Annotated in this window: 13 protein-coding genes; 7 read left to right on the forward strand and 6 right to left on the reverse strand. The window is 70.6% G+C overall.

The window, feature by feature from the left end; translation table 11 throughout:
* Positions 1-5: 5 nt before the first annotated feature.
* The 5 genes from AC6I72_RS11260 to AC6I72_RS11280 form a co-directional block, all read right to left on the reverse strand.
* Entirely contained in the window at positions 6-953 is a 948-nt protein-coding gene (locus AC6I72_RS11260; RefSeq protein ID WP_037852175.1) for an ABC transporter permease, read from the reverse strand.
* On the reverse strand, positions 946-1,878 hold the full coding sequence (locus AC6I72_RS11265; RefSeq protein ID WP_037852178.1) for an ABC transporter permease: 933 nt from the start codon (positions 1,876-1,878) through the stop codon (positions 946-948). Before AC6I72_RS11265 ends, AC6I72_RS11260 begins: the two co-directional genes overlap by 8 nt.
* Before the next feature lie 167 nt (positions 1,879-2,045).
* Positions 2,046-3,668 (reverse strand): peptide ABC transporter substrate-binding protein, encoded by a 1,623-nt coding sequence (locus AC6I72_RS11270; RefSeq protein WP_498000656.1) that lies wholly within the window; start codon positions 3,666-3,668, stop codon positions 2,046-2,048.
* A 611-nt stretch (positions 3,669-4,279) separates the two neighbouring features.
* Entirely contained in the window at positions 4,280-6,187 is a 1,908-nt protein-coding gene (gene typA, locus AC6I72_RS11275) for a translational GTPase TypA (RefSeq protein ID WP_366726063.1), read from the reverse strand.
* Between the two features lie 235 nt (positions 6,188-6,422).
* Complete coding sequence (locus AC6I72_RS11280) at positions 6,423-8,681, reverse strand: ABC transporter family substrate-binding protein (protein ID WP_498000657.1); 2,259 nt, start codon at positions 8,679-8,681, stop codon at positions 6,423-6,425.
* A gap of 388 nt (positions 8,682-9,069) precedes the next feature.
* Here AC6I72_RS11280 and AC6I72_RS11285 point away from each other — a divergent pair, with 388 nt between their 5' ends.
* From AC6I72_RS11285 to AC6I72_RS11300, 4 genes are read left to right on the forward strand one after another with little or no spacing between them, the layout of a single operon-like run.
* Positions 9,070-9,357, forward strand: coding sequence for an Rv0250c family protein (locus tag AC6I72_RS11285; protein ID WP_037852185.1), 288 nt, complete (start codon positions 9,070-9,072; stop codon positions 9,355-9,357).
* Between the two features lie 17 nt (positions 9,358-9,374).
* The gene (sdhC, locus tag AC6I72_RS11290) at positions 9,375-10,211 is read left to right on the forward strand and encodes a succinate dehydrogenase subunit SdhC (protein WP_498000658.1); all 837 of its coding nucleotides are present in this window, start codon (positions 9,375-9,377) and stop codon (positions 10,209-10,211) included.
* A gap of 40 nt (positions 10,212-10,251) precedes the next feature.
* Positions 10,252-12,186, forward strand: coding sequence for a fumarate reductase/succinate dehydrogenase flavoprotein subunit (locus AC6I72_RS11295; protein WP_498000659.1), 1,935 nt, complete (start codon positions 10,252-10,254; stop codon positions 12,184-12,186).
* Entirely contained in the window at positions 12,183-12,953 is a 771-nt protein-coding gene (locus AC6I72_RS11300; RefSeq protein ID WP_498000660.1) for a succinate dehydrogenase/fumarate reductase iron-sulfur subunit, read from the forward strand. Before AC6I72_RS11295 ends, AC6I72_RS11300 begins: the two co-directional genes overlap by 4 nt.
* Positions 12,954-12,993: 40 nt before the next feature.
* Here AC6I72_RS11300 and AC6I72_RS11305 read toward each other — a convergent pair whose 3' ends face one another.
* Positions 12,994-14,367, reverse strand: coding sequence for a hypothetical protein (locus AC6I72_RS11305; protein WP_498000661.1), 1,374 nt, complete (start codon positions 14,365-14,367; stop codon positions 12,994-12,996).
* A gap of 219 nt (positions 14,368-14,586) precedes the next feature.
* Here AC6I72_RS11305 and AC6I72_RS11310 point away from each other — a divergent pair, with 219 nt between their 5' ends.
* The 3 genes from AC6I72_RS11310 to AC6I72_RS11320 all read left to right on the forward strand — a co-directional run bounded on the left by AC6I72_RS11310 (position 14,587) and on the right by AC6I72_RS11320 (position 19,394).
* Complete coding sequence (locus AC6I72_RS11310) at positions 14,587-16,113, forward strand: hypothetical protein (RefSeq protein WP_498004651.1); 1,527 nt, start codon at positions 14,587-14,589, stop codon at positions 16,111-16,113.
* An 86-nt stretch (positions 16,114-16,199) separates the two neighbouring features.
* The gene (locus AC6I72_RS11315) at positions 16,200-18,815 is read left to right on the forward strand and encodes an ICP22 family protein (RefSeq protein ID WP_498000662.1); all 2,616 of its coding nucleotides are present in this window, start codon (positions 16,200-16,202) and stop codon (positions 18,813-18,815) included.
* A gap of 63 nt (positions 18,816-18,878) precedes the next feature.
* The gene (locus AC6I72_RS11320; protein WP_498000663.1) at positions 18,879-19,394 is read left to right on the forward strand and encodes a hypothetical protein; all 516 of its coding nucleotides are present in this window, start codon (positions 18,879-18,881) and stop codon (positions 19,392-19,394) included.
* The last annotated feature ends 14 nt before the right edge of the window (positions 19,395-19,408 follow it).

Genomic DNA, 19,408 nt, shown 5'->3' on the forward strand with positions numbered 1-19,408 from the left:
CTCCCTCAGCGCGTCTTCGGGTCGAGGGCGTTGCGGACGGCCTCACCGAGCATGATGAACGCCAGCACCGTGATGCTGAGCATGATCGACGGATAGAGCATGATCCACTGGGCCACGCGGATCGAGTTGCCGCCGTCGGAGATGTCGTTGCCCCACGAGGCGCCGTTCAGGCCGAGGCCGAGGAACGACAGTGTGGCCTCGGCGCCGATGTAGACACCGAGCGAGATGGTGGCGACGACGATCACCGGCGCCACCGCGTTGGGCAGCACGTGGCGGAAGAGGATGCGGTTGGTCCCGGCGCCGAGCGCCTTGGCGGCCTGCACGTAGTCCGTGGACTTGACGGTGATGACCGCACCGCGCATGACACGGGCCGTCTGCGTCCAGCCGAGGAAGGCCAGCGCCAGGATGATGACCGGGATCGTCCGGTCGGTGAAGGCGTTCAGCAGGACCAGCGCGCCGAGCAGGAACGGGATGCCCATGAACATGTCGGTCACCCGGGACAGCACCGCGTCGACCCAGCCGCCGAAGTAACCGGCGACCATGCCGATCAGGCCGCCGAGCAGGGTCACCGCGAGGGTGGTCCCGCCGCCGACCAGCAGCGAGGCGCGGGCGCCGTAGATGGCGCGGACGTACACGCTGCGGCCCTGGGCGTCGTAGCCCAGCCAGTCGACCGAGAAGACCTTCCCGTACTGCGGGTGCGCCAGGTAGTGCCCGGCCAGGTCCTTGTTGTTCGGGTCGCCGCCGGTGAACAGGCCGGGCCAGGCGGCCATCAGCAGCAGCAGCAGGATGAGGAGCGCCGAGACGATGAACACCCAGTTGGTGCGCAGGTCCTGCCAGGCGTCGCCCCACAGGCTGCGGGTCTTCTCCGCCTTGGGCTGCGGCAGTTCGGCGCCCGCGGCGGCGGTCGCGGCGGCGCTGGGGGCTTCGTCAGCGGAAGTGGTCAGCTCAGGCATAACGGATCCTCGGGTCCAGAACCGCGTAGAGCAGGTCGACGATCAGGCTGCAGAAGAGGTACACGAGGACCAGGATGGTGACGAGGCCGACGAGTGTGGTGCCCTCTCGCCGCACGATCGAGTCGTAGATCGTGCCGCCCACGCCGTGGATGTTGAAGATGCCCTCCGTGACGATCGCGCCGCCCATCAGGGCACCGAGGTCGGTGCCGAGGAAGGTGACGACCGGGATGAGCGAGTTGCGCATCAGGTGCACACCGATCACCCGGCGCTTGGGCAGGCCCTTGGCGATGGCCGTGCGCATGTAGTCGGCGCGCAGGTTCTCGGCGACCGAGGTGCGGCTGAGCCGGGCCACGTAGGCGAGCGACGCGCTGGCCAGCACGATGGCGGGCAGGATGAACTGGTTGAGGTCGGTGTCGTCGGTGACGGACGGCTCCAGCCAGCCCAGGTTGATCGCGAAGACGGTCTGCAGGATGTAGCCGAGCACGAAGACCGGCACCGAGATCAGCAGCAGCGTCACGAAGAGGATGACGGTGTCGGCGGCCTTGCCCGCGCGCATGCCGGCGATGACGCCGAGCACGATGCCGACGACGGCCTCGATGGCGAAGGCGAGACCGGCGAGCCGCAGCGTCACCGGGAAGGCCTCACCGAGGATGTCGGTGACCGGGCGGCCACTGGCGATCTGGTCGCCGAAGTCGAAGTGCAGGATGATGCCCCGCATGTAGTCCCAGTACTGGACCAGGACCGGCTTGTCGAGGCCGTACTGGTGCCGCAGCGAGTTGATCACCTGCGGTGTGGTGGCCTTGTCCCCGAAGAGCCCGCGCACGGGGTCGCCGGGCAGAGCGTAGACCATCAGGAAGATCAGCAGGGTTGTCCCGATGAAGACCGGGATCATCTGGAGCAGTCGTCGTGCGACATAGCGCCCCATGGTGCCTCCATGTCAGTCACAGCGGCAGGCCCTTTTCGCCCCGTACGAGCGGCTTCCCGAAGAATTCCGTACGTACGAGGCGAAAAGGGCCCCCCGGCCGTTCGTCGGCCGCTTCCGTGCCGCACCCCTGGAGGGTGCGGCACGGCACGCGCTGTCGTCGTCAGCGGTTACTTCTTGACCTGAACGCCGGTCAGGATCGGGTCACCGCTCTGGTTGTACTTGACGTCGGTGACCTTCTCCGAGTAGCCCGCGTTGACCTTGTAGTACCAGAGCGGGATGCTCGGCATGTAGTTCGGCAGCTGCTTCTCGATCTGCTGGTAGAGCTTCTCCGACTCGTCCAGCGTCTTGGCCGCGTCCGCCTTGGCGATGAGGTCGTCGACCTCCTTGCTCTTGAATCCACCCTGGTTGCCGTCGGCCTTGGAGCCGAACAGGTCGCGGATGAAGTTCGAGATGAAGGGGTAGTCGAGCACCCAGCCGGAGCGGTAGAGCGACTTGACCTGCTTGTTGTCACGGGCGTTGGTGTCGGCCTGGAAGTCGGCCTTCGAGTCGCCCGTGCACGCCACGCCGGTGGCCTTGGTGATGGAGCCGCAGACGGCCTCCACCCACTCCTTGTGACCGCCGTCCGCGTTGTACTGGATGGAGATCTTGTTGCCCGGGACGCCGCCACCCTCCTGGATGAGCTGCTTGGCCTTGGCCGGGTCGTACTTGGTGATGTCACCGACGGCGTTCGGCTCGTAGCCCAGGACGCCCTTGGCGACCCAGCCGGTGGCCGGCTCACGGGTGCCCTGCAGGACGGTCTTGGTGATGGTGTCGCGGTCGATCGCCATCGACAGGCCCTGGAGGACCTTCACGTTGACGTTCTTCCACTGCGGCGCGTAGAAGGCCACGGCGATGGTCTGGATGGCCGAGTACGACTCGTCCACCGCGCGGTCGCCGAGGTCCTGCTTGTAGACCGGCAGGTCACGCGGGGCGACCTGGCGCATCACGTCGAGGTTGCCGGACTTGAGGTCCTGGTACGCCGTCTCGAGCTTGGCGTAGTTCTTGAAGACCACACCGCCGTTCTTGGCGGCGTTCGGACCCTTGTAGTCGTCGTACTTGGCGACCTCGATCGACTGCTTGTGCTTCCAGCTGACGAACTTGTAGGGGCCGTTGCCGACCGGGTGCTCGCCCGCGGCGGTCGGGTCCTTGTAGAAGGACTCCGGCAGCGGGTCGAAGACCTCGTAGCCGAGCTTGTAGACGAAGTACGGGATCGTCTTCGACAGGGTGATGGTGAAGGTGTTGTCGTCGACGACCTTCAGGCCGGACATCTTGTCCGACTTCGGCTTGCCGCTGGCCGGGGCGACGTCGTCGTAGCCCTGGATGTCGGCGAACCAGGCGCTGTTGGTCTGCTTGTTGGCCGGGTTGGCGGCCCAGTTCCACGCCTTGACGTAGGACGTGGAGGTGACCGGGGTGCCGTCGTGGAACTTCCAGCCCGGCTTCAGCTTGACCGTGAAGGTCTTGTTGTCCTTGGTGTCGACCGACTGGGCGTTGACCATGACGATCTTGCCGCTGGAGTCGTAGTCGACGAGCCCGGAGAAGAGCGACTTGATGACGATGCTGCCGTTGGACTCCATGGTGTTCGCCGGCTGCAGCGGGTGCTGCGGCTCGCCCACCTCGACGGAGAACTTTCCGTTGGGGTCGACCGCGGCCTTGCTGTCGCTGCCCTTGCCACCGCCGCCACCGCAGGCCGTCGCACCCAGCGCCACAACCGCGGCTATCGCAACCCACTTGGCGCTCTTGGCACCACGCATGGGGCTCCTCCTCATGAGTCCATTGGTTCACCGCATGGAGGGGCACTTGACGCATCACCGTTACCGGTGCCTGAAATGCTCAGGTGCCCCCTGGCTCGTGAGTCGGCGCCGCCAGCAGCGCGTGACCCGTTGATCCGAGCTCTACGCGCCTAACTATCTGCCATCCGAACCGTACCGAACCACACCTTCCAGGTCTCGGTTCGATCACACCTGCCGTGTACTTCTTCCAAAATCCGGACAAAGGGTTTGGTGAAAGATCCCTGCGAAACGGACTTGTTACACAACTATCGGGCGCGACTGTCCGAATAGCGGACAGGAGGCCGGAAAAACCCGTTGCGCTGGACGGCGGCGCGAGCATGCCTGGAGGGCGGTCCGGGGCCGGTGCGCGGAACAGACCGGCACGAGGACCCGACAAGCCGTAGATTCCGGTCACTCTAACAATGGCGCGAACCGTGCAGGTGTCACCGAGCGTGCTGATGCCCGGTTGTAGGGAAAACCCTGTACGGACCTGACACCGCGGCGCGCGGGAGAACGCGCGGGCCCGCCCGGCGTGCTGCCGGGCGGGCCCTGGTGCGCTGTGTGTCCCGCGGCCTTCAGGGGCCGGCCGGGACTCAGCCGTGCTTGGCCCTGCTGGCCGCGCGGGCGCGCTCGCGGGCGTCCAGGTTCACCTTGCGGATGCGGACCGCCTCCGGGGTCACCTCGACGCACTCGTCGTCGCGGCAGAACTCCAGGGACTGCTCCAGGGAGAGCTTGCGCGGCGGGACGATCGACTCGGTCACGTCGGCCGTCGAGGACCGCATGTTGGTGAGCTTCTTCTCCTTGGTGATGTTGACGTCCATGTCGTCGGCGCGGGAGTTCTCGCCGACGATCATGCCCTCGTACACCTCGGTGCCCGGCTCCACGAAGAGCACGCCGCGCTCCTGCAGGTTGGTCATCGCGAAGGCGGTGACGGCGCCGGCGCGGTCGGCGACCAGCGAACCGTTGTTACGGGTCGTCAGCGTGCCGAACCAGGGCTCGAAGCCCTCGTGGATGGAGTGGCCGATGCCGGTGCCACGGGTCTGGGTCAGGAACTCGGTGCGGAAGCCGATCAGACCGCGGGAGGGGACCACGAACTCCATGCGGACCCAGCCCGAGCCGTGGTTGGACATGTTGTCCATGCGGCCCTTGCGCACGCCCATGAGCTGCGTGACCGCGCCCATGTGCTCCTCGGGCACGTCGACCGTCATGCGCTCGACCGGCTCGTAGGTCTTGCCGTCGACCTCCTTGGTGACGACCTGCGGCTTGCCCACGGTCAGCTCGTAGCCCTCGCGGCGCATGGTCTCCACCAGGATGGCGAGCGCCAGCTCACCGCGGCCCTGCACCTCCCAGGCGTCCGGGCGGTCGGTGTCCAGCACGCGCAGCGAGACGTTGCCGATGAGCTCGCGGTCGAGGCGGTCCTTGACCTGGCGGGCGGTGACCTTGCGGTCCTTGACGGCCGCCTTCGCGTCGGCGCCCTTGCCGGTGCCGCCGCGGCCCACCAGCGGGGAGGTGTTGGTGCCGATGGTCATGGAGATCGCGGGCTCGTCGACCGTGATCAGCGGCAGCGGGACCGGGTTCTCCGGGTCGGCGAGGGTCTCGCCGATCATGATGTCCGGGATGCCCGCGACGGCGCAGATGTCACCGGGGCCGGCCTTCTCGGCGGGCTTGCGGGTGAGCGCCTCGGTCATCATCAGCTCGGAGATCCGTACGTTCTGCACGGAGCCGTCGCGCTTGATCCACGCGACCGTCTGGCCCTTGCGCAGCTCGCCCTGCTCCACGCGCAGCAGCGCGATACGGCCGAGGAAGTTGTCCGCGTCCAGGTTGGTGACGTGGGCCTGCAGCGGCAGGTCCTCGTCGTAGGTCGGCGCCGGGATGTGCTCCAGGATGGTGGAGAAGAACGGCTCCAGGCTGTCGGAGTCGGCCGGGACCGTGCCGTTGTCCGGCTTGGTCAGCGAGGCGACGCCGTCACGCCCGCAGGCGTAGACGATCGGGAACTCGATCTGCTCCTCGTCGGCGTCCAGGTCGAGGAAGAGGTCGTACGTCTCGTTGACGACCTCGTCGATCCTGGAGTCCGGGCGGTCCGTCTTGTTGATGCACAGGATGACGGGCAGGCGCTGCTGGAGCGCCTTGCGCAGCACGAAGCGGGTCTGCGGCAGCGGGCCCTCGGAGGCGTCGACCAGCAGCACGACACCGTCGACCATCGACAGACCGCGCTCGACCTCGCCGCCGAAGTCGGCGTGGCCGGGGGTGTCGATGATGTTGATCGTGATGGGGTCCCCGCCGTCCTTGGGGTGGTACTTCACCGCCGTGTTCTTGGCGAGGATCGTGATGCCCTTCTCACGCTCCAGGTCGTTCGAGTCCATCATGCGGTCGTCGACGGAGTCGAGCTGGTGGGCGGCGAAGGCACCGGCCTGCTTCAGCATGCCGTCGACGATGGTCGTCTTGCCGTGGTCGACGTGAGCGACGATGGCTACGTTTCGAATGTCGTGGCGCGTGGCCATATTGAGGCGTACTCCCGGAGTGTGCGGACGGCTGCGCGTACGTCCTCGGTACGCGCGCCCTGCCGGGCTGAACACGCCACGGCCTCACCCCATGGTACGGGTGCGCCGCCGCGGGGGCCTGCGGGGCCGTTCGGCCCCGGCCCCGGACCCGGCCGCGGCCCTGGTCCCGGCCCCCCGCCGGGCCCCGGCCACTGCCCGCGTTCCGGCCCGTTCGAGCCCCGGCGGCGGCGCCGGGCTACGACGACGCGCTCGCCGTGGCCCCGGCGGCCCCCTTGCGCAGGAATCCCATGTCCTCGTAGACCGGCGTCTGGAATCCGAAGGCGCCCACGTTGGCCAGGGTGTCGCGGACCGCGACGAGCTGGGGCCGCTGGTAGAGGGGGATGGACCCGGCGCTCGCCCAGATCCGCGCGTCGGCCTTGCGGACCAGACCGCGCTGCCGGCCCTCGTCCAGGGTGGCGACGGCCTCGGCGAAGAGCTGGTCGACCTGGTCGGTGCCGACGCGGGTGTAGTTCTGCTGGACGTTCAGCGAGCCGTCGGCGGCCGGGACGGGCTTGGCGTAGACCGGGCGGGCGTCGGTGGCCGGGTAGGCGGTGGCCGGCCAGGAGTACAGGGCGAGGTCGTACTGGCCGGCGGCGATGTGGTCGCGGAAGTAGCTGTCGTCGGGGACCCTGGTGACGTCGGTGGCGATGCCGACCTTCTCCAGCATGGCCGTGATCCGGTCGGCGACCTTGCGCAGCGTCTCGGAGCCGGGCCCGGACGGCAGCACGAAGCGGAGGGTGAGCGGCTTGCCGTCCTTGGCCAGCGGCCCGGCGACGGCACCGGCCGGCGCGGCCGTGCCCCGGGGGGCGTACGCGCCCGGCGCACCGCCCTGGGTCAGCTGTTCGCGGGCGTAGTGCCTGCCGTCCTGGGCGAGCTGCCGGGAACCGCTGCCGTCCCCGGCGTGGTCCTTGCCGCTCTCCTGGTCGCTCCCGCCGCCGGACCCCCGGTGACCGCCGTCCGCGCGGCCCTTGCCGTCCCCGTTGGCCTCGATGTCGTCGTTCACGCCGACGATGTAGGTGCCGTCGCCCTCGCCCGGGCCGTCCGGCGACCCGCTCGCGCCCTTGTGGCCCTCGGCGCCGGCCGCCTTGTCGCCCTTCTTCCGCTCCTTGCCCTGGCCCGGCACCCAGCCGGCGTCGGCGAGCAGCGCCTTGGCCTGGGCGGTGTCCTGGCCGCCGAGCGCGTCGCTGTTGTCGGCGTAGTCGGCCTGGCCGGACAGGGCGAGGTGGCTGCCGACGGGGGTCGCGGGCAGACCGAGCGGCTTGAGGACGATCTCGGCGAGTTCCTTGCGGTTCAGGGCGTGCGCCACCGCGTGCCGGACGCGTTCGTCGGCGAGCGGGCCGCCCGCTCCGTTCAGGGCGAGCTGGGTGAAGGCGGGCTCCAGCGACTTGCGCACCCGCACGCCGCGCAGCGCCTCCTGCTGTTTCAGGTAGGTGGTGAGCGTGCCGCGGCCCTTCTCCAGGGCGCGGCGCTCGCGGCCGGCGGCCTTCTCGTCGGAGCCGTGCACGAGCGCCCAGGAGCGCAGGGCCTTGGCCGCGGTGCGCCCGCCGCCGCCGAGGAAGGGGGAGCTGCCGTGGGCGCCGTCGGCGAGGGTGATCCGGTCGGCGTCGGCAGGGTCGATGTCGGCCACGTCCACGGTGCCGTCGGCGAGCGCCGCGGCCCGCTTGTCGCGCGCGACCGCGTGCAGCACGATCTCGTTCAGCTTGGCCGGGTGGCCCCACCAGCGCGGATTGCGGGCGAGGACGACGTCCTTCTCCTTGGTGTCGATCTTCTGCACGGTGAACGGACCGGCGCTGACCTTGAGCTTCTTGCGCGCGCCGTCGTTGAAGTCGTTCGCGGTGCCGGTGACGTCCTTGGGGTAGAGCGGCGAGAACAGCGACTTCCAGTCCGCGTAGGGGCGGGCGAAGGTGACGCGGACCTCCAGGTCGTTGGCGCCGCGCTCGACCTTCTCGATGCGGTCGTAGCCGGCGTTGCGCGCGGTCCAGTACGCGGAGTCCTTGCCGGACAGGGCGCGCCACTGGGCGGCGAAGTCGGCGGCGCCGATCTGGCGGCCGTCGCTCCAGACGGCCTGCTGGCTGAGCCGGTAGACCACGACCTGCTTGGGCTCGGTCTCCACCACCCGGGCGGAGTCGAGGTAGTCGGCGTCGCGCTGCGGGCGGCCGGCGGCGTCGATGCGGAACATGGCGGGCAGGACGGCCTGGGCGATCCGGGTGGTGCCCGCGTCCGCGTCCGCCTGGAAGGTGTTCAGCGTCTCCGGCATCGCGTCCACGGCCCAGCGCAGGGTGCCCCCGTCGGCGACCTGGGCGCGGGCCGCGGGGGCGATGTCCTGTCCGGCCAGGGGCTTGCTGCCCTCGTCGTCGGAGCCGCAGCCGGCCAGCAGGGGCACCGCGAGGGCGCCTGCGGCCAGGAAGGCGGCCGAGCGCATGACCGCGCGGGGCCCGACACCGTCGTACGACATCTGTGCTACCTCCGGGGAGCCGCTTCCCGCCGGTGGGCACGGGTGGCGGCACAGGTGGGGAGGCGGGCGGAACATATGTGGGGCTGTCTTGGTCTGCGTACTACTTGTTCACGTTTGGCGGTATTTTGGAGCTGATCAGATCTATGGCCCCACTGAAGAGGAAAGGGTTCGTCTGCCGGGGGCGACACGGCGGCGGGGGCCCGGAAGGTCACCCGTGCGGAGCAATGCGCCCCGGCGCACACAGAGCGCGTACGAGCGTGCGCGGGAAAGCCGCGATCCGCCGATCGCTGCACATCCCTTCCCACCGGCAGGTGTGACGCGCGACACTCGCAGGCGCATGAACGTCGCCGTCCAGGGCCCCCGCGGCCCGTGGAAGTGAGGTCACGTCATGTCCGTGTCCGACGACCTGACGTCCGTACAGCACACCCTCGACGACCTGCTGCGGTCGGTGGCCCGGCTGGAGCACCAGCTCGGCGGCACGCTGGAGATACGCCGCGTGCGCACCGACGCCGACCACCTGCGCGAGAGCGTCGCCCTGCTGCGCGAGGCCACCCGGAGCCCCGCCGCCGCCCAGCGCCCCGCCCTCGTCACCATCTCCGACACGCCCTACGACATCTCCCTGTGGACGGACTCGGACGACGAGGGACTCGGCGCCCGCGACCGCCACGCCCCCTGACCGACCGGAGTCCTTACGTGGCCACTGGTACGGAACCTCCCGGCACGGCCCCCCGTCCCGCGCGCGGCGGCGTCCGGTCCCCGGCGCGCGCCGCGATCGCCGCCGGGCACCTGCGGACCGACCGCTGGTGGCTGGCACCGGCGGTCACCGCCGCGGGCCTGCTGGCCTTCGTCGCGTACTCGACCTGGCGGGCCTTCGCGAACGCCCGCTACTACGCGGCCCCCTACGTCTCGCCGTTCTACTCGCCCTGCCTGGCGGAGAACTGCCGGACCATGCGCATGGGCCCCAACGCCGACGTCTTCGGCAGCTGGTGGGCGATCTCCCCGGCGGTCATCATCCTGATCTTCCCGCTGGGCTTCCGCCTGACCTGCTACTACTACCGCAAGGCGTACTACCGCAGCTTCTGGGCCTCACCGCCGGCCTGCGCGGTCGCCGAACCGCACGGCCGGTACTCGGGCGAGACCCGCTTCCCGCTGATCCTGCAGAACGTCCACCGGTACTTCTTCTACGCCGCGCTGCTCGTCGCCGGCGTGCTGACCTACGACACGGTGCTGGCCTTCCGCGACACCCACTACCGCTGGGGCCACATGGGCCTCGGCACCCTGGTGTTCCTCGTCAACATCGGGCTGATCTGGGCGTACACGCTCTCCTGCCACTCCTGCCGGCACATCGTCGGCGGCAAGCTCAAGCACTTCTCGAGGCATCCGGTGCGCTACCGGGCCTGGCGTGCGGTCGGCCGGCTCAACGCCCGCCACATGCAGCTGGCCTGGGCGTCGCTGATCAGCGTGGCGCTCGCCGACTTCTACGTCTATCTCGTCGCCTCCGGGGTGTTCGACGATCCGCGCTTCTTCTAGCGCCCCACCAGTTCGTCCAGTGATCTACGAGTGAGGACTGATGTCCGTGGTCGACCGGCAGGAGTGGGACGTCGTCGTGGTGGGCGCGGGCGGCGCCGGACTGCGCGCCGCCATCGAGGCCCGCGAGCGCGGGGCGCGCACGGCGGTGATCTGCAAGTCGCTGTTCGGCAAGGCGCACACGGTGATGGCCGAGGGCGGCATCGCGGCGGCCATGGGCAACGCGAACCCCCACGACAACTGGCAGGTCCACTTCCGCGACACGCTGCGCGGCGGGAAGTTCCTCAACCAGTGGCGGATGGCCGAGCTGCACGCCCGGGAGGCACCCGAGCGGGTGTGGGAGCTGGAGACCTGGGGCGCGCTGTTCGACCGTACGAAGGACGGGAAGATCTCGCAGCGCAACTTCGGCGGTCACGAGTACCCCCGCCTCGCGCACGTCGGCGACCGCACCGGCCTCGAACTGATCCGCACCCTCCAGCAGAAGATCGTCTCCCTCCAGCAGGAGGACCACCGGGAGACCGGGGACTACGAGGCGCGGCTGAAGGTCTTCCAGGAGTGCACGGTCACCCGCGTGCTGAAGGACGGCGGGCGGGTGGGCGGCGTCTTCGCCTACGAACGCGAGAGCGGCCGTTTCTTCGTGCTGGAGGCGCCCGCGGTGGTGATCGCCACCGGCGGCATCGGCAAGTCCTTCAAGGTCACCTCGAACTCCTGGGAGTACACCGGCGACGGGCACGCGCTCGCGCTGCTGGCCGGGGCGCCGCTGCTCAACATGGAGTTCGTGCAGTTCCACCCCACCGGGATGATCTGGCCGCCGTCGGTGAAGGGCATCCTCGTCACCGAGTCGGTGCGCGGCGACGGCGGGGTGCTGCGCAACTCCGAGGGCAAGCGGTTCATGTTCGACTACGTCCCCGACGTCTTCAAGGAGAAGTACGCCGAGACCGAGGACGAGGCCGACCGCTGGTACGACGACCCCGACCACAACCGCCGCCCGCCCGAGCTGCTGCCCCGCGACGAGGTGGCCCGCGCGATCAACTCCGAGGTGAAGGAGGGCCGCGGCTCCGCGCACGGCGGGGTGTTCCTGGACGTCTCCACCCGCATGCCGGCCGAGGTCGTCCGCCGCCGGCTGCCCTCGATGTACCACCAGTTCAAGGAACTCGCCGACGTGGACATCACCGCCGAGGCGATGGAGGTCGGGCCGACCTGCCACTACGTGATGGGCGGCGTCGCGGTCGACTCCGACACGGCGGCCGCCCGCGGGGTGCCGGGCCTGTTCGCGGCCGGCGAGGTGGCCGGCGGCATGCACGGCTCCAACCGGCTCGGCGGCAACTCCCTCTCCGACCTGCTGGTCTTCGGCCGCCGGGCCGGCCGGCACGCCGCCGAGTACGCCCAGGGCCTGGCGCACGACCGCCCGCCCGTGTCCGGCACCCAGGTGGACGCGGCGGCGGCGGAGGCGCTGCGCCCGTTCTCGGCGGAGGCGGGGAACGCGGCGGACGGACCGCCGGAGAACCCGTACACCCTCCACCAGGAACTCCAGCAGACCATGAACGACCTGGTCGGCATCATCCGCCGGGAGGCCGAGATGGAGCAGGCGCTGCACAAGCTGGCCGAGCTGCGCGTCCGCGCCCGCCGGGCCGGGGTCGAGGGCCACCGGCAGTTCAATCCGGGCTGGCACCTGGCCCTGGACCTGCGGAACATGCTGCTGGTCAGCGAGTGCGTGGCCCGGGCGGCGCTGGAGCGCACCGAGTCGCGCGGCGGACACACCCGCGAGGACCACCCGTCGATGGACCGCGCCTGGCGGCGGATCAACCTGCTGTGCCGGCTCAGCGACCCCACCGGCGGCCTGGCGGCCACCGACCCGGTGCGCGGCCGGATCACGCTGACCCGCGAGACCACCGCCCCCGTCCGCCCCGACCTGCTCGCCCTGTTCGAGAAGGAAGAGCTGGTCAAGTACCTCACCGAAGAGGAGCTGTCGGAATGAGCGGCTACGAGGCCCGCTTCAGGGTGTGGCGGGGTGACGTGAGCGGGGGCGGCCTGAAGGACTTCACGGTCGAGGTCAACGACGGCGAGGTGGTGCTCGACATCATCCACCGCATCCAGGCCACCCAGGCACCCGACCTCGCCGTGCGCTGGAACTGCAAGGCCGGCAAGTGCGGTTCGTGCTCGGCGGAGATCAACGGACGGCCGCGCCTGATGTGCATGACCCGCATGTCGGTCTTCACCCGGGACGAGACGGTCACCGTCACACCGCTGCGCGCCTTCCCGGTCATCCGCGACCTGGTCACGGACGTCGGCTTCAACTACGCCAAGGCCCGCGAGGTCCCCGCCTTCGTCCCGCCGGCCGGTCTGGGGCCCGGCGAGTACCGCATGATGCAGGAGGACGTGGACCGGTCGCAGGAGTTCCGCAAGTGCATCGAGTGCTTCCTGTGCCAGGACGTGTGCCACGTCGTACGCGACCACGAGGACAACAAGCCGGTGTACGCCGGGCCGCGCTTCCTGATGCGGATCGCCGAGCTGGACATGCACCCCCTGGACGCGGCGGACCAGGCGGGCCTGGACCGCAAGCGCACGGCCCAGGACGATCACGGCCTCGGCTACTGCAACATCACCAAGTGCTGCACGGAGGTGTGCCCGGAGGGCATCCGCATCACCGACAACGCCCTGATCCCCCTGAAGGAACGCGCGGCGGACCGCAAGTACGACCCGCTGGTCTGGCTGGGCTCGAAGATCAGGCGGCGCTCGCCGTGACGGTGGCGTCCGGGCGGCGGTGACGGCCGCGGGTCACACGTCACACCCAGTCGTTCCGGTACGCGCTCCAGTCCGCCTCCGTCGCGGCGAAGTCGACGTACAGCGCGACGCCGAAGCGCACGCGGTCCGGGTCCGTACGGGACAGGCCGAGGCGGACGCCCCGGACGGCGGCGGGCACCGTCTCGGCGTGCGCCCAGTGGCCGAACCGGTTCTCGTGGTAGAAGGGCAGGCCCATCAGCAGGTCGGTGGTGGGCGGGGTGACCTCCAGGGCGAGGGACGTCTGCTGGGCGACGTAACCGCCGTACAGGCTCTGCGACGGCTGCATGGTGTCGTACGACATCACGGCGATCTGGTCGACCCGGCGCGCGACCTCCCCGAAGTACGCCTGCGACCACCACTTGGGGTGGTCGGTCAGGGTGCCCCACAGGGAGTGGAAGGCGGGGAGCGGGTCGATCTGGTGTGCGGCGACCGACAGGACGGCGCCGTGCGCGCGGGTGACGGCGCGCAGGTCGTCGAGGAGGCCGAGGTAGTTCCGGTCACCGGAGTGCAGCGGCTCCAGGTCGAAGTGGGCGCCCTCGAACCCGGCGGCCAGGACCGCGCGGGCAGAGGCGACCACGGCGGCGCGTGTCCGGGCCCGCTCCAGGCGCAGCCCGTCCGGGCTCTCGGTGGCCAGCACGTCCCCCAGCCAGGCCTGCACCCGCACCCCGGGCAGTGCCCGGTGCACGGCCGCCACCAGCCATCCGGCGTCGCGGTACGCCGACGCCGGCAGGGTGCCGTCGTGCTCCAGCGGACCCGCGTGCACGTACAGGTCCCGGATCCCCGTCCCGCGCAGCCGCGCGGCGAGCGCCGCGACATCGGCGTCCTTCTTCCGCCCGTCCACCCAGGCGTGCCCGAGCCAGATCGCGTCCTGGCCCCTGGTCCGCGTGCCGTCGGCCGGTTCGCCGGTGTAGTTGACCCGCAGGGCGGTCTCGGCGGCGAGGAGCGGGAGGACCAGCAGGAGGACGAGGAGGGGGATCAGGCGACGGGGGCGGAGGAGGCGGCGGGCGCCGGACACGCGGCGGGCTCTGGCTTCGGGGAGGCGGCCGGGACGAGGCGTGGGCGCCCGGTCCGCGCCGGTGTCCCGGGCGTCCTCGGCGGCGCCGGGCCGCCGGCTCCGCTCGGCCGCAGCGCCCGTGACCTCGCCGGTCTCGGTGGCCTCGGTTGCCTTCTCGGCCTCGCCGGTCTCGGTGGCCTCGGTGGCCTTCTCGGCCTCGTTGGCCCGGGTCTCCTCGGCCCGGGTCCCCTCGGCCTGGGTCTCCTCGGCCTGGAGCTTCTTGCCGCTCCCGGCCTCCTCGCCGCCTCTGCCCTCTTCGCTTCTGCCCTCTTCGCTTCTGCCCTCTTCGCTTCTGCCGTCTTCGCTTCCGCTGTTCTCCATGCCGCTGTCCCGGCCCCTCACTGTCGTCGCGTCGCATCCGCCCCACCAGTGCCGCAGTCCCGGTCGCGGGCCCGCACCGGCGGTCGTACGCTCCGAGACGTGACGTCCTCCCTGCCCCGCGCGGTCCGGCCGCGCCGCGCCCGTCCGCACTGGTGCGTGCGGGCGGCGCGGGCCGCGCTGGGGGGCACGGCGGGGATCGCCTGGCTGGCGCTTCCGGTGATGACGATCAACAGCGGTACGGCGGTTGCAGCGGGAGCGCTCCCCCGCGCCGGCCCGGTCGCCGCCGGTTCCGTCGCACCCCCGCAGGACGAGACGTCGGGCGCCGACCTCGTCCTGCCGCTCGTCGCGGTGGGCGCGGCGGCGGTGGGCGCGGGGTACGGGTACGTGCGGCGCACCCGGCGCGCGAGGACACGGACGACACCGGGCGGCGGGGGCGCGGGCGCGGAGCCGCCGCCTGCGGGCACCCTCTCCGGCAGCCGGCTCGCTGACCTCGACGAACGCGACGGACTGGGCGAACTCGAACTCGACGCACGGGCCCGGCAGTCGCTGGTCCTGGCCGACGACTGCCTACGCACCAGCCGGGAGGAACTGGGCTTCGCCGAGGCGGGCTGCGGCGGCGGCGCGGACGTGGCGCCCTTCGCCGGGGCGGTCCGTGAGGCGGAGCGGGAACTGGCGGTGGCTTTCGGACTGCGCCTGCGCTACGACGCGGGCGACCCGGCGGACCCGTCCGCCCGCCGGCAGGTGCTCGCCGGAGTGATCGGCCGCTGCGAGGAGGCCGGACGGCTGCTGGACGCGGTGGCGGACGCCTTCGACGACGTGCGCGGACTGGACCGGGGGGTCGGCCGGGCGGTGGAGGTGGCGGAGACCCGTTTCCGGGCGCTGGCGGCCCGGACGCCGGCGGCGGAGGCCGTCGTGGCCGATCTCGTACGGCGCTACGCCCCCTCGGCGTCGGACCAGGTGACGGGGTGCACGGAACAGGCCAAGGACCGCCTGATGTTCGCGACGGTCCACCTCAACCAGGCGCGCCAGCAGGCGGATCGGGGCGAGACCGGCCCCGCCGCGTCCCATCTGCGGGCGGCCGAGGGCGCGGTGGCGCAGGCGGCCGTCTTCCTCGACGGCATCGAACGCCTCGCGGCGGAGCTGGACGAGGCCGCGTCGATGGTGCCGGCCGCGCTGAGCGGGGCGGAGGCGGAGCGGGCGGGGACCCAGGGCCGGCTCACGCGCGTGCCGGTGGGTGAGATCCGCTCCCGCGTCCTGCACGCGGACGCCGTCCTGGCCTCCGTACGGCAGGAGTTGGCCTCGGGCCGGCGCTACGATCCGCTGGACGTGCTGCGCCGGGTCGTCACGGCCATGGCTCCCCTGGACGCGGGGCGCACGGGAGTGCTCTCCGCCGCGGCCCTGCTCACCGCCCGCAGCGCGACCGCGGCGGCGGCCGACTTCGTCACGACGCACCGGGGTGCGGTGGGCGCCGGGGCCCGCACCCTGCTGGCCGGGGCGGAACACCTCCTGGTCTCGGACGGCCCCGCCGGCCATCTGCGCGCCGACGCCCTCGCCCGCGAGGCCCGGAACCGTGCGGAGCAGGACGTCCGCACGCACGGAAACCCGTACACGGAGGCGGACGCCGACACCCCCGGCACGGCCGCCGCCGTCCTGGGCGGCCTTCTCCTCGCCCCCTCCCCCACGGCCCCGCCCCCGCACTTCGGCGGCCCCGGCACGAGGACGCGCCGGGTCGCGTCGCACTCCTGACACCCCGTTACCCCATTTGTATGATGATGAGATCTTGACGCGAGCCGACCCTGCGGGAGGGGTCTGCGGACGGGGGGCAGTGCAGCGTGATCGAGCCGGGGGAGATTCCGCAGTTCACGGGTGATCTGGGGCTGCTGGAGAAGGCGTATGGGGATCTGAAGGCGGACGCGGGCAGTGTCCGGGATGCGGGTGGGGAGGTTCATTCCCGGTTTCAGGGGTTGTCGGCGTATTACCGGGCTCCGGAGGCGGAGCAGTTGTTCGCGTCGACGAAGCCGGTGAAGGACCGTGCGGATTCCTTCGCCACGGGTCTGGAGTCGGTGTCGGGTGCTCTGTCGGGGTATGCGGCGGAGATTCGTCCGCTGGTGAAGAAGCTGGCTGATCTGAAGGAGGAGGCCACCGCGTTCGTCGCCTCGGTGAAGGGTGATGACGACTGGGAGTACGACGGGGGGAAGGTCGCGCATCACAACCGGATCCGGGACGAGGTCACGCGGGCGGTGGCGGCGTTCTGGGCGGCGGAGCGTACGTGTCACAACAAGATCACCGCGTTGTTCCACGGGACGCAGATGGTTGCGGGGGACGGGTCGGACCGCAAGGACCAGTACGGGTTCGACGCGGAGGATCTGAAGAACGCGAAGCTTCCCTGGGGTGACCCGGTGGAGGAGAAGCACCACTGGTATGAGGTGGGGCACTGGATCAAGTCGTTCGTGTGGGACGGGTTGATCGTCGATGGTGTGTGGGGGACGGTCAAGGGTCTGGGCACGCTGGTGGGTTTCGGCGGCTGGGAGGCGATGGGCCAGGCGTGGAAGGGTCTGGCGCAGTTGGCGACCGGTCTGGTGATCTCGTCGCTGCCGGGGGTGGGGACGCTGTTCTGGGCGTTGCCGGACGACAAGCTGCCGTCCTGGTTCCGTGATTCGCGTACCGCGATGAAGGAGACGGGCAAGGCGCTGGTGGCGTGGGACGAGTGGGGGAAGAACCCGGCGCGTGCGGCGGGTGCGGTGACGTTCAATGTGCTGACGACGGTGTTCACCGGTGGTGCGGGTGGTGCGGCGTCGGGTGCGGGGAAGGCGGGTGCGGTCGCGAAGGCGTTGTCGGTGGCGGGCAAGGCGGGCAGGGTCATCGATCCGATGACGTATGTCGCCAAGGGTGCCGGCGCGGGGTTGTCGAAGATCGGGGACATCTCCAAGGCCCTGAAGGGCATGGGCAAGATCGACATCCCCGAACTCCCCCAGAACGCGATCACCCTGCCCAAGGGCACGGTGAAACTCCCCGACGGCTCCTTCCGCCTCCCCGACGGCGCCCCCGTCCCCCAGGGAGCGACCAGACTGCCCAGCGGCAGCTTCGAACTCCCCGACGACGTCCCCGTCGTCCACGACGGCGCGCACCCCCTGCACACCCCCGACGGCACCGGACAGGTCTACGGCCACCCGGACGGCCACATCGTCGACGGCAACGGCAACATCCTCATCCACGCCGACGAACTCAACCCCCCGCCCGCCGGCACCGGCGCGGGCACGGACCTCCCCCACACCCCCACCCCGTCCAGAGAACCCGTCCTGGCCGGCGCAGCCACCCACACCGCCACCGACACCGCAGCCCACGCCGGGGAACACCTCCACCTGGGCAGCAGCCTCGACACCGACCTCGGCAACGCGGGCCGCATCGGCGACGACACCCACACCCCGCCCACCCTCCACACCGGCGGCGAACACACCCCCACCATCCACGCCGGGGGCGAACACACCCCCAGCGGCCACACCCCGCAGCACACCCCCGGCGGCCACGCGGGCGACCACCTGCCCACGAACGAACTGGACAACCCCCTCCGCACCGGCCACGACCCCACGCCCACCACGAGCGGGGGCCACTCGGGTGCCTCGTCGGCCCCGGGCGGCCACGGGCCTGGCAGCGCTCCGGGAACTCACCTGCCCGGTCGGACCGACGGTCCCGGGACGACTGCCCGAGCGGAGACCCTCGGCGCCGGTGGTGGGTCCCCTACAGGCCGAGACCTGCCGGATACCCACCATGAGCACACCGGCTCGGGTGACGGCACGGGGCATCCGGAAGGCCCGGGGGGCACGGACGACCTCTCCGGAGCCGACCCGGCTGACGACCCGGGCGATGTCTTCGACGACAGCCTGGACGACCATACGGACACAGGGCACGGCCAGGGCGGCGACGATCCGTATGCAGGACACGAGCCCGACTACTCAAGGCCTGCGCTGCTGCCCGCCGACGGCCCGCTCACCCTCAGAGACGTCCGCAACAGCCGTGACGCGGCCACTCGTTGGCAGCGGGGCGAGGAGTTCCACCGCCAGTTGTGGGGTGGGGGCGCCGAGCGTCACTATCCCGTGCCGACGAACAGCGACCCCCGTTACCCGGTCACCGCCACCGGCGGCCGCAAGGTCGACGTCCCTGTTGACCTGCCCGACGGACGTACGGTCGCCGTGGAGGTGAAGACGTACGGACAGTACCGGACCATCACCTTGCAGGACGGGATGAAGCAGACGGTCAAGAACGAGGTTCCGCTCAGCAAGCACATCAAAGAGCAGATCCACAAAGATGTGGCGTTGAGACGGTTGGATCCCAACTTCGATCCTCGCTGGTCCTTCACGCACGCCGGGCCCTCCGCCGCACTGCGGGAATACCTCGTCAAGGCGAAAATCATCTTCCTCGAATACGGTCCGGCGCCGAAGAAGAGCTAGTCACGATCTTCCCCTCAAGTACAAGTAGACTCGCCCTGAGAGGCGAGTGGGAGGCTGTGCAGGATGCAGAACAGGACACCGGACGGACCTGCTGCCGAGGTGCGGGAGTGGACGGAAGGCGCCCACCGCAACGCTGCAGGCCTGGCGTCCGCCCTCGGTGTTTCTCCGGAGCGGTACGCAGAGGACCCGTTGACGCTCCTGCCCGCGCTGCAGAACTACGTGGACCGGCTGCCGCTGAACGAGTTCGAGCAGTCGGACTGGATCACCCTCCACACCGATCTGACGTCCTACCTCGGTGATCTCCTCGTGCGCCGGGACGGTGCGGTCTGGGAGAAGGCCGAGGACCCGGCCTCACCGGCCGGCTATCGGTATGTCGTGAAGGCGACGGGGCTGGACGGGAAAACGTACCGTGTCGAGCCGTACGACGTGGTGATGGAAGAATTCCAGCACCCGCCGATCGAGATCGCCCGAATGATCGCGAACGCGGAGGCCGTCCTGCACCGGACGCCGGCGCTGGACGAGGAATCCCTCGGGGACGTTTCCCTGGAAGAACTCATGGGCGACGAAGGTACTTCCTGACCACCGCCGTCACG

The organism is Streptomyces sp. Xyl84 (genome assembly GCF_059731885.1).

What these genes read in the sequence shown, in the direction of transcription:
- AC6I72_RS11320 (WP_498000663.1), top strand. Translation starts at nt 18,879, where the DNA reads ATGCAGAACAGGACACCGGACGGACCTGCTGCCGAGGTGCGGGAGTGG.
- AC6I72_RS11260 (WP_037852175.1), bottom strand. Translation starts at nt 953, where the DNA reads ATGCCTGAGCTGACCACTTCCGCTGACGAAGCCCCCAGCGCCGCCGCG.
- AC6I72_RS11285 (WP_037852185.1), top strand. Translation starts at nt 9,070, where the DNA reads ATGTCCGTGTCCGACGACCTGACGTCCGTACAGCACACCCTCGACGAC.
- AC6I72_RS11265 (WP_037852178.1), bottom strand. Translation starts at nt 1,878, where the DNA reads ATGGGGCGCTATGTCGCACGACGACTGCTCCAGATGATCCCGGTCTTC.
- AC6I72_RS11310 (WP_498004651.1), top strand. Translation starts at nt 14,587, where the DNA reads ATGACGATCAACAGCGGTACGGCGGTTGCAGCGGGAGCGCTCCCCCGC.
- AC6I72_RS11295 (WP_498000659.1), top strand. Translation starts at nt 10,252, where the DNA reads ATGTCCGTGGTCGACCGGCAGGAGTGGGACGTCGTCGTGGTGGGCGCG.
- typA (WP_366726063.1), bottom strand. Translation starts at nt 6,187, where the DNA reads ATGGCCACGCGCCACGACATTCGAAACGTAGCCATCGTCGCTCACGTC.
- AC6I72_RS11305 (WP_498000661.1), bottom strand. Translation starts at nt 14,367, where the DNA reads ATGGAGAACAGCGGAAGCGAAGACGGCAGAAGCGAAGAGGGCAGAAGC.
- AC6I72_RS11300 (WP_498000660.1), top strand. Translation starts at nt 12,183, where the DNA reads ATGAGCGGCTACGAGGCCCGCTTCAGGGTGTGGCGGGGTGACGTGAGC.
- AC6I72_RS11280 (WP_498000657.1), bottom strand. Translation starts at nt 8,681, where the DNA reads ATGTCGTACGACGGTGTCGGGCCCCGCGCGGTCATGCGCTCGGCCGCC.
- AC6I72_RS11270 (WP_498000656.1), bottom strand. Translation starts at nt 3,668, where the DNA reads ATGCGTGGTGCCAAGAGCGCCAAGTGGGTTGCGATAGCCGCGGTTGTG.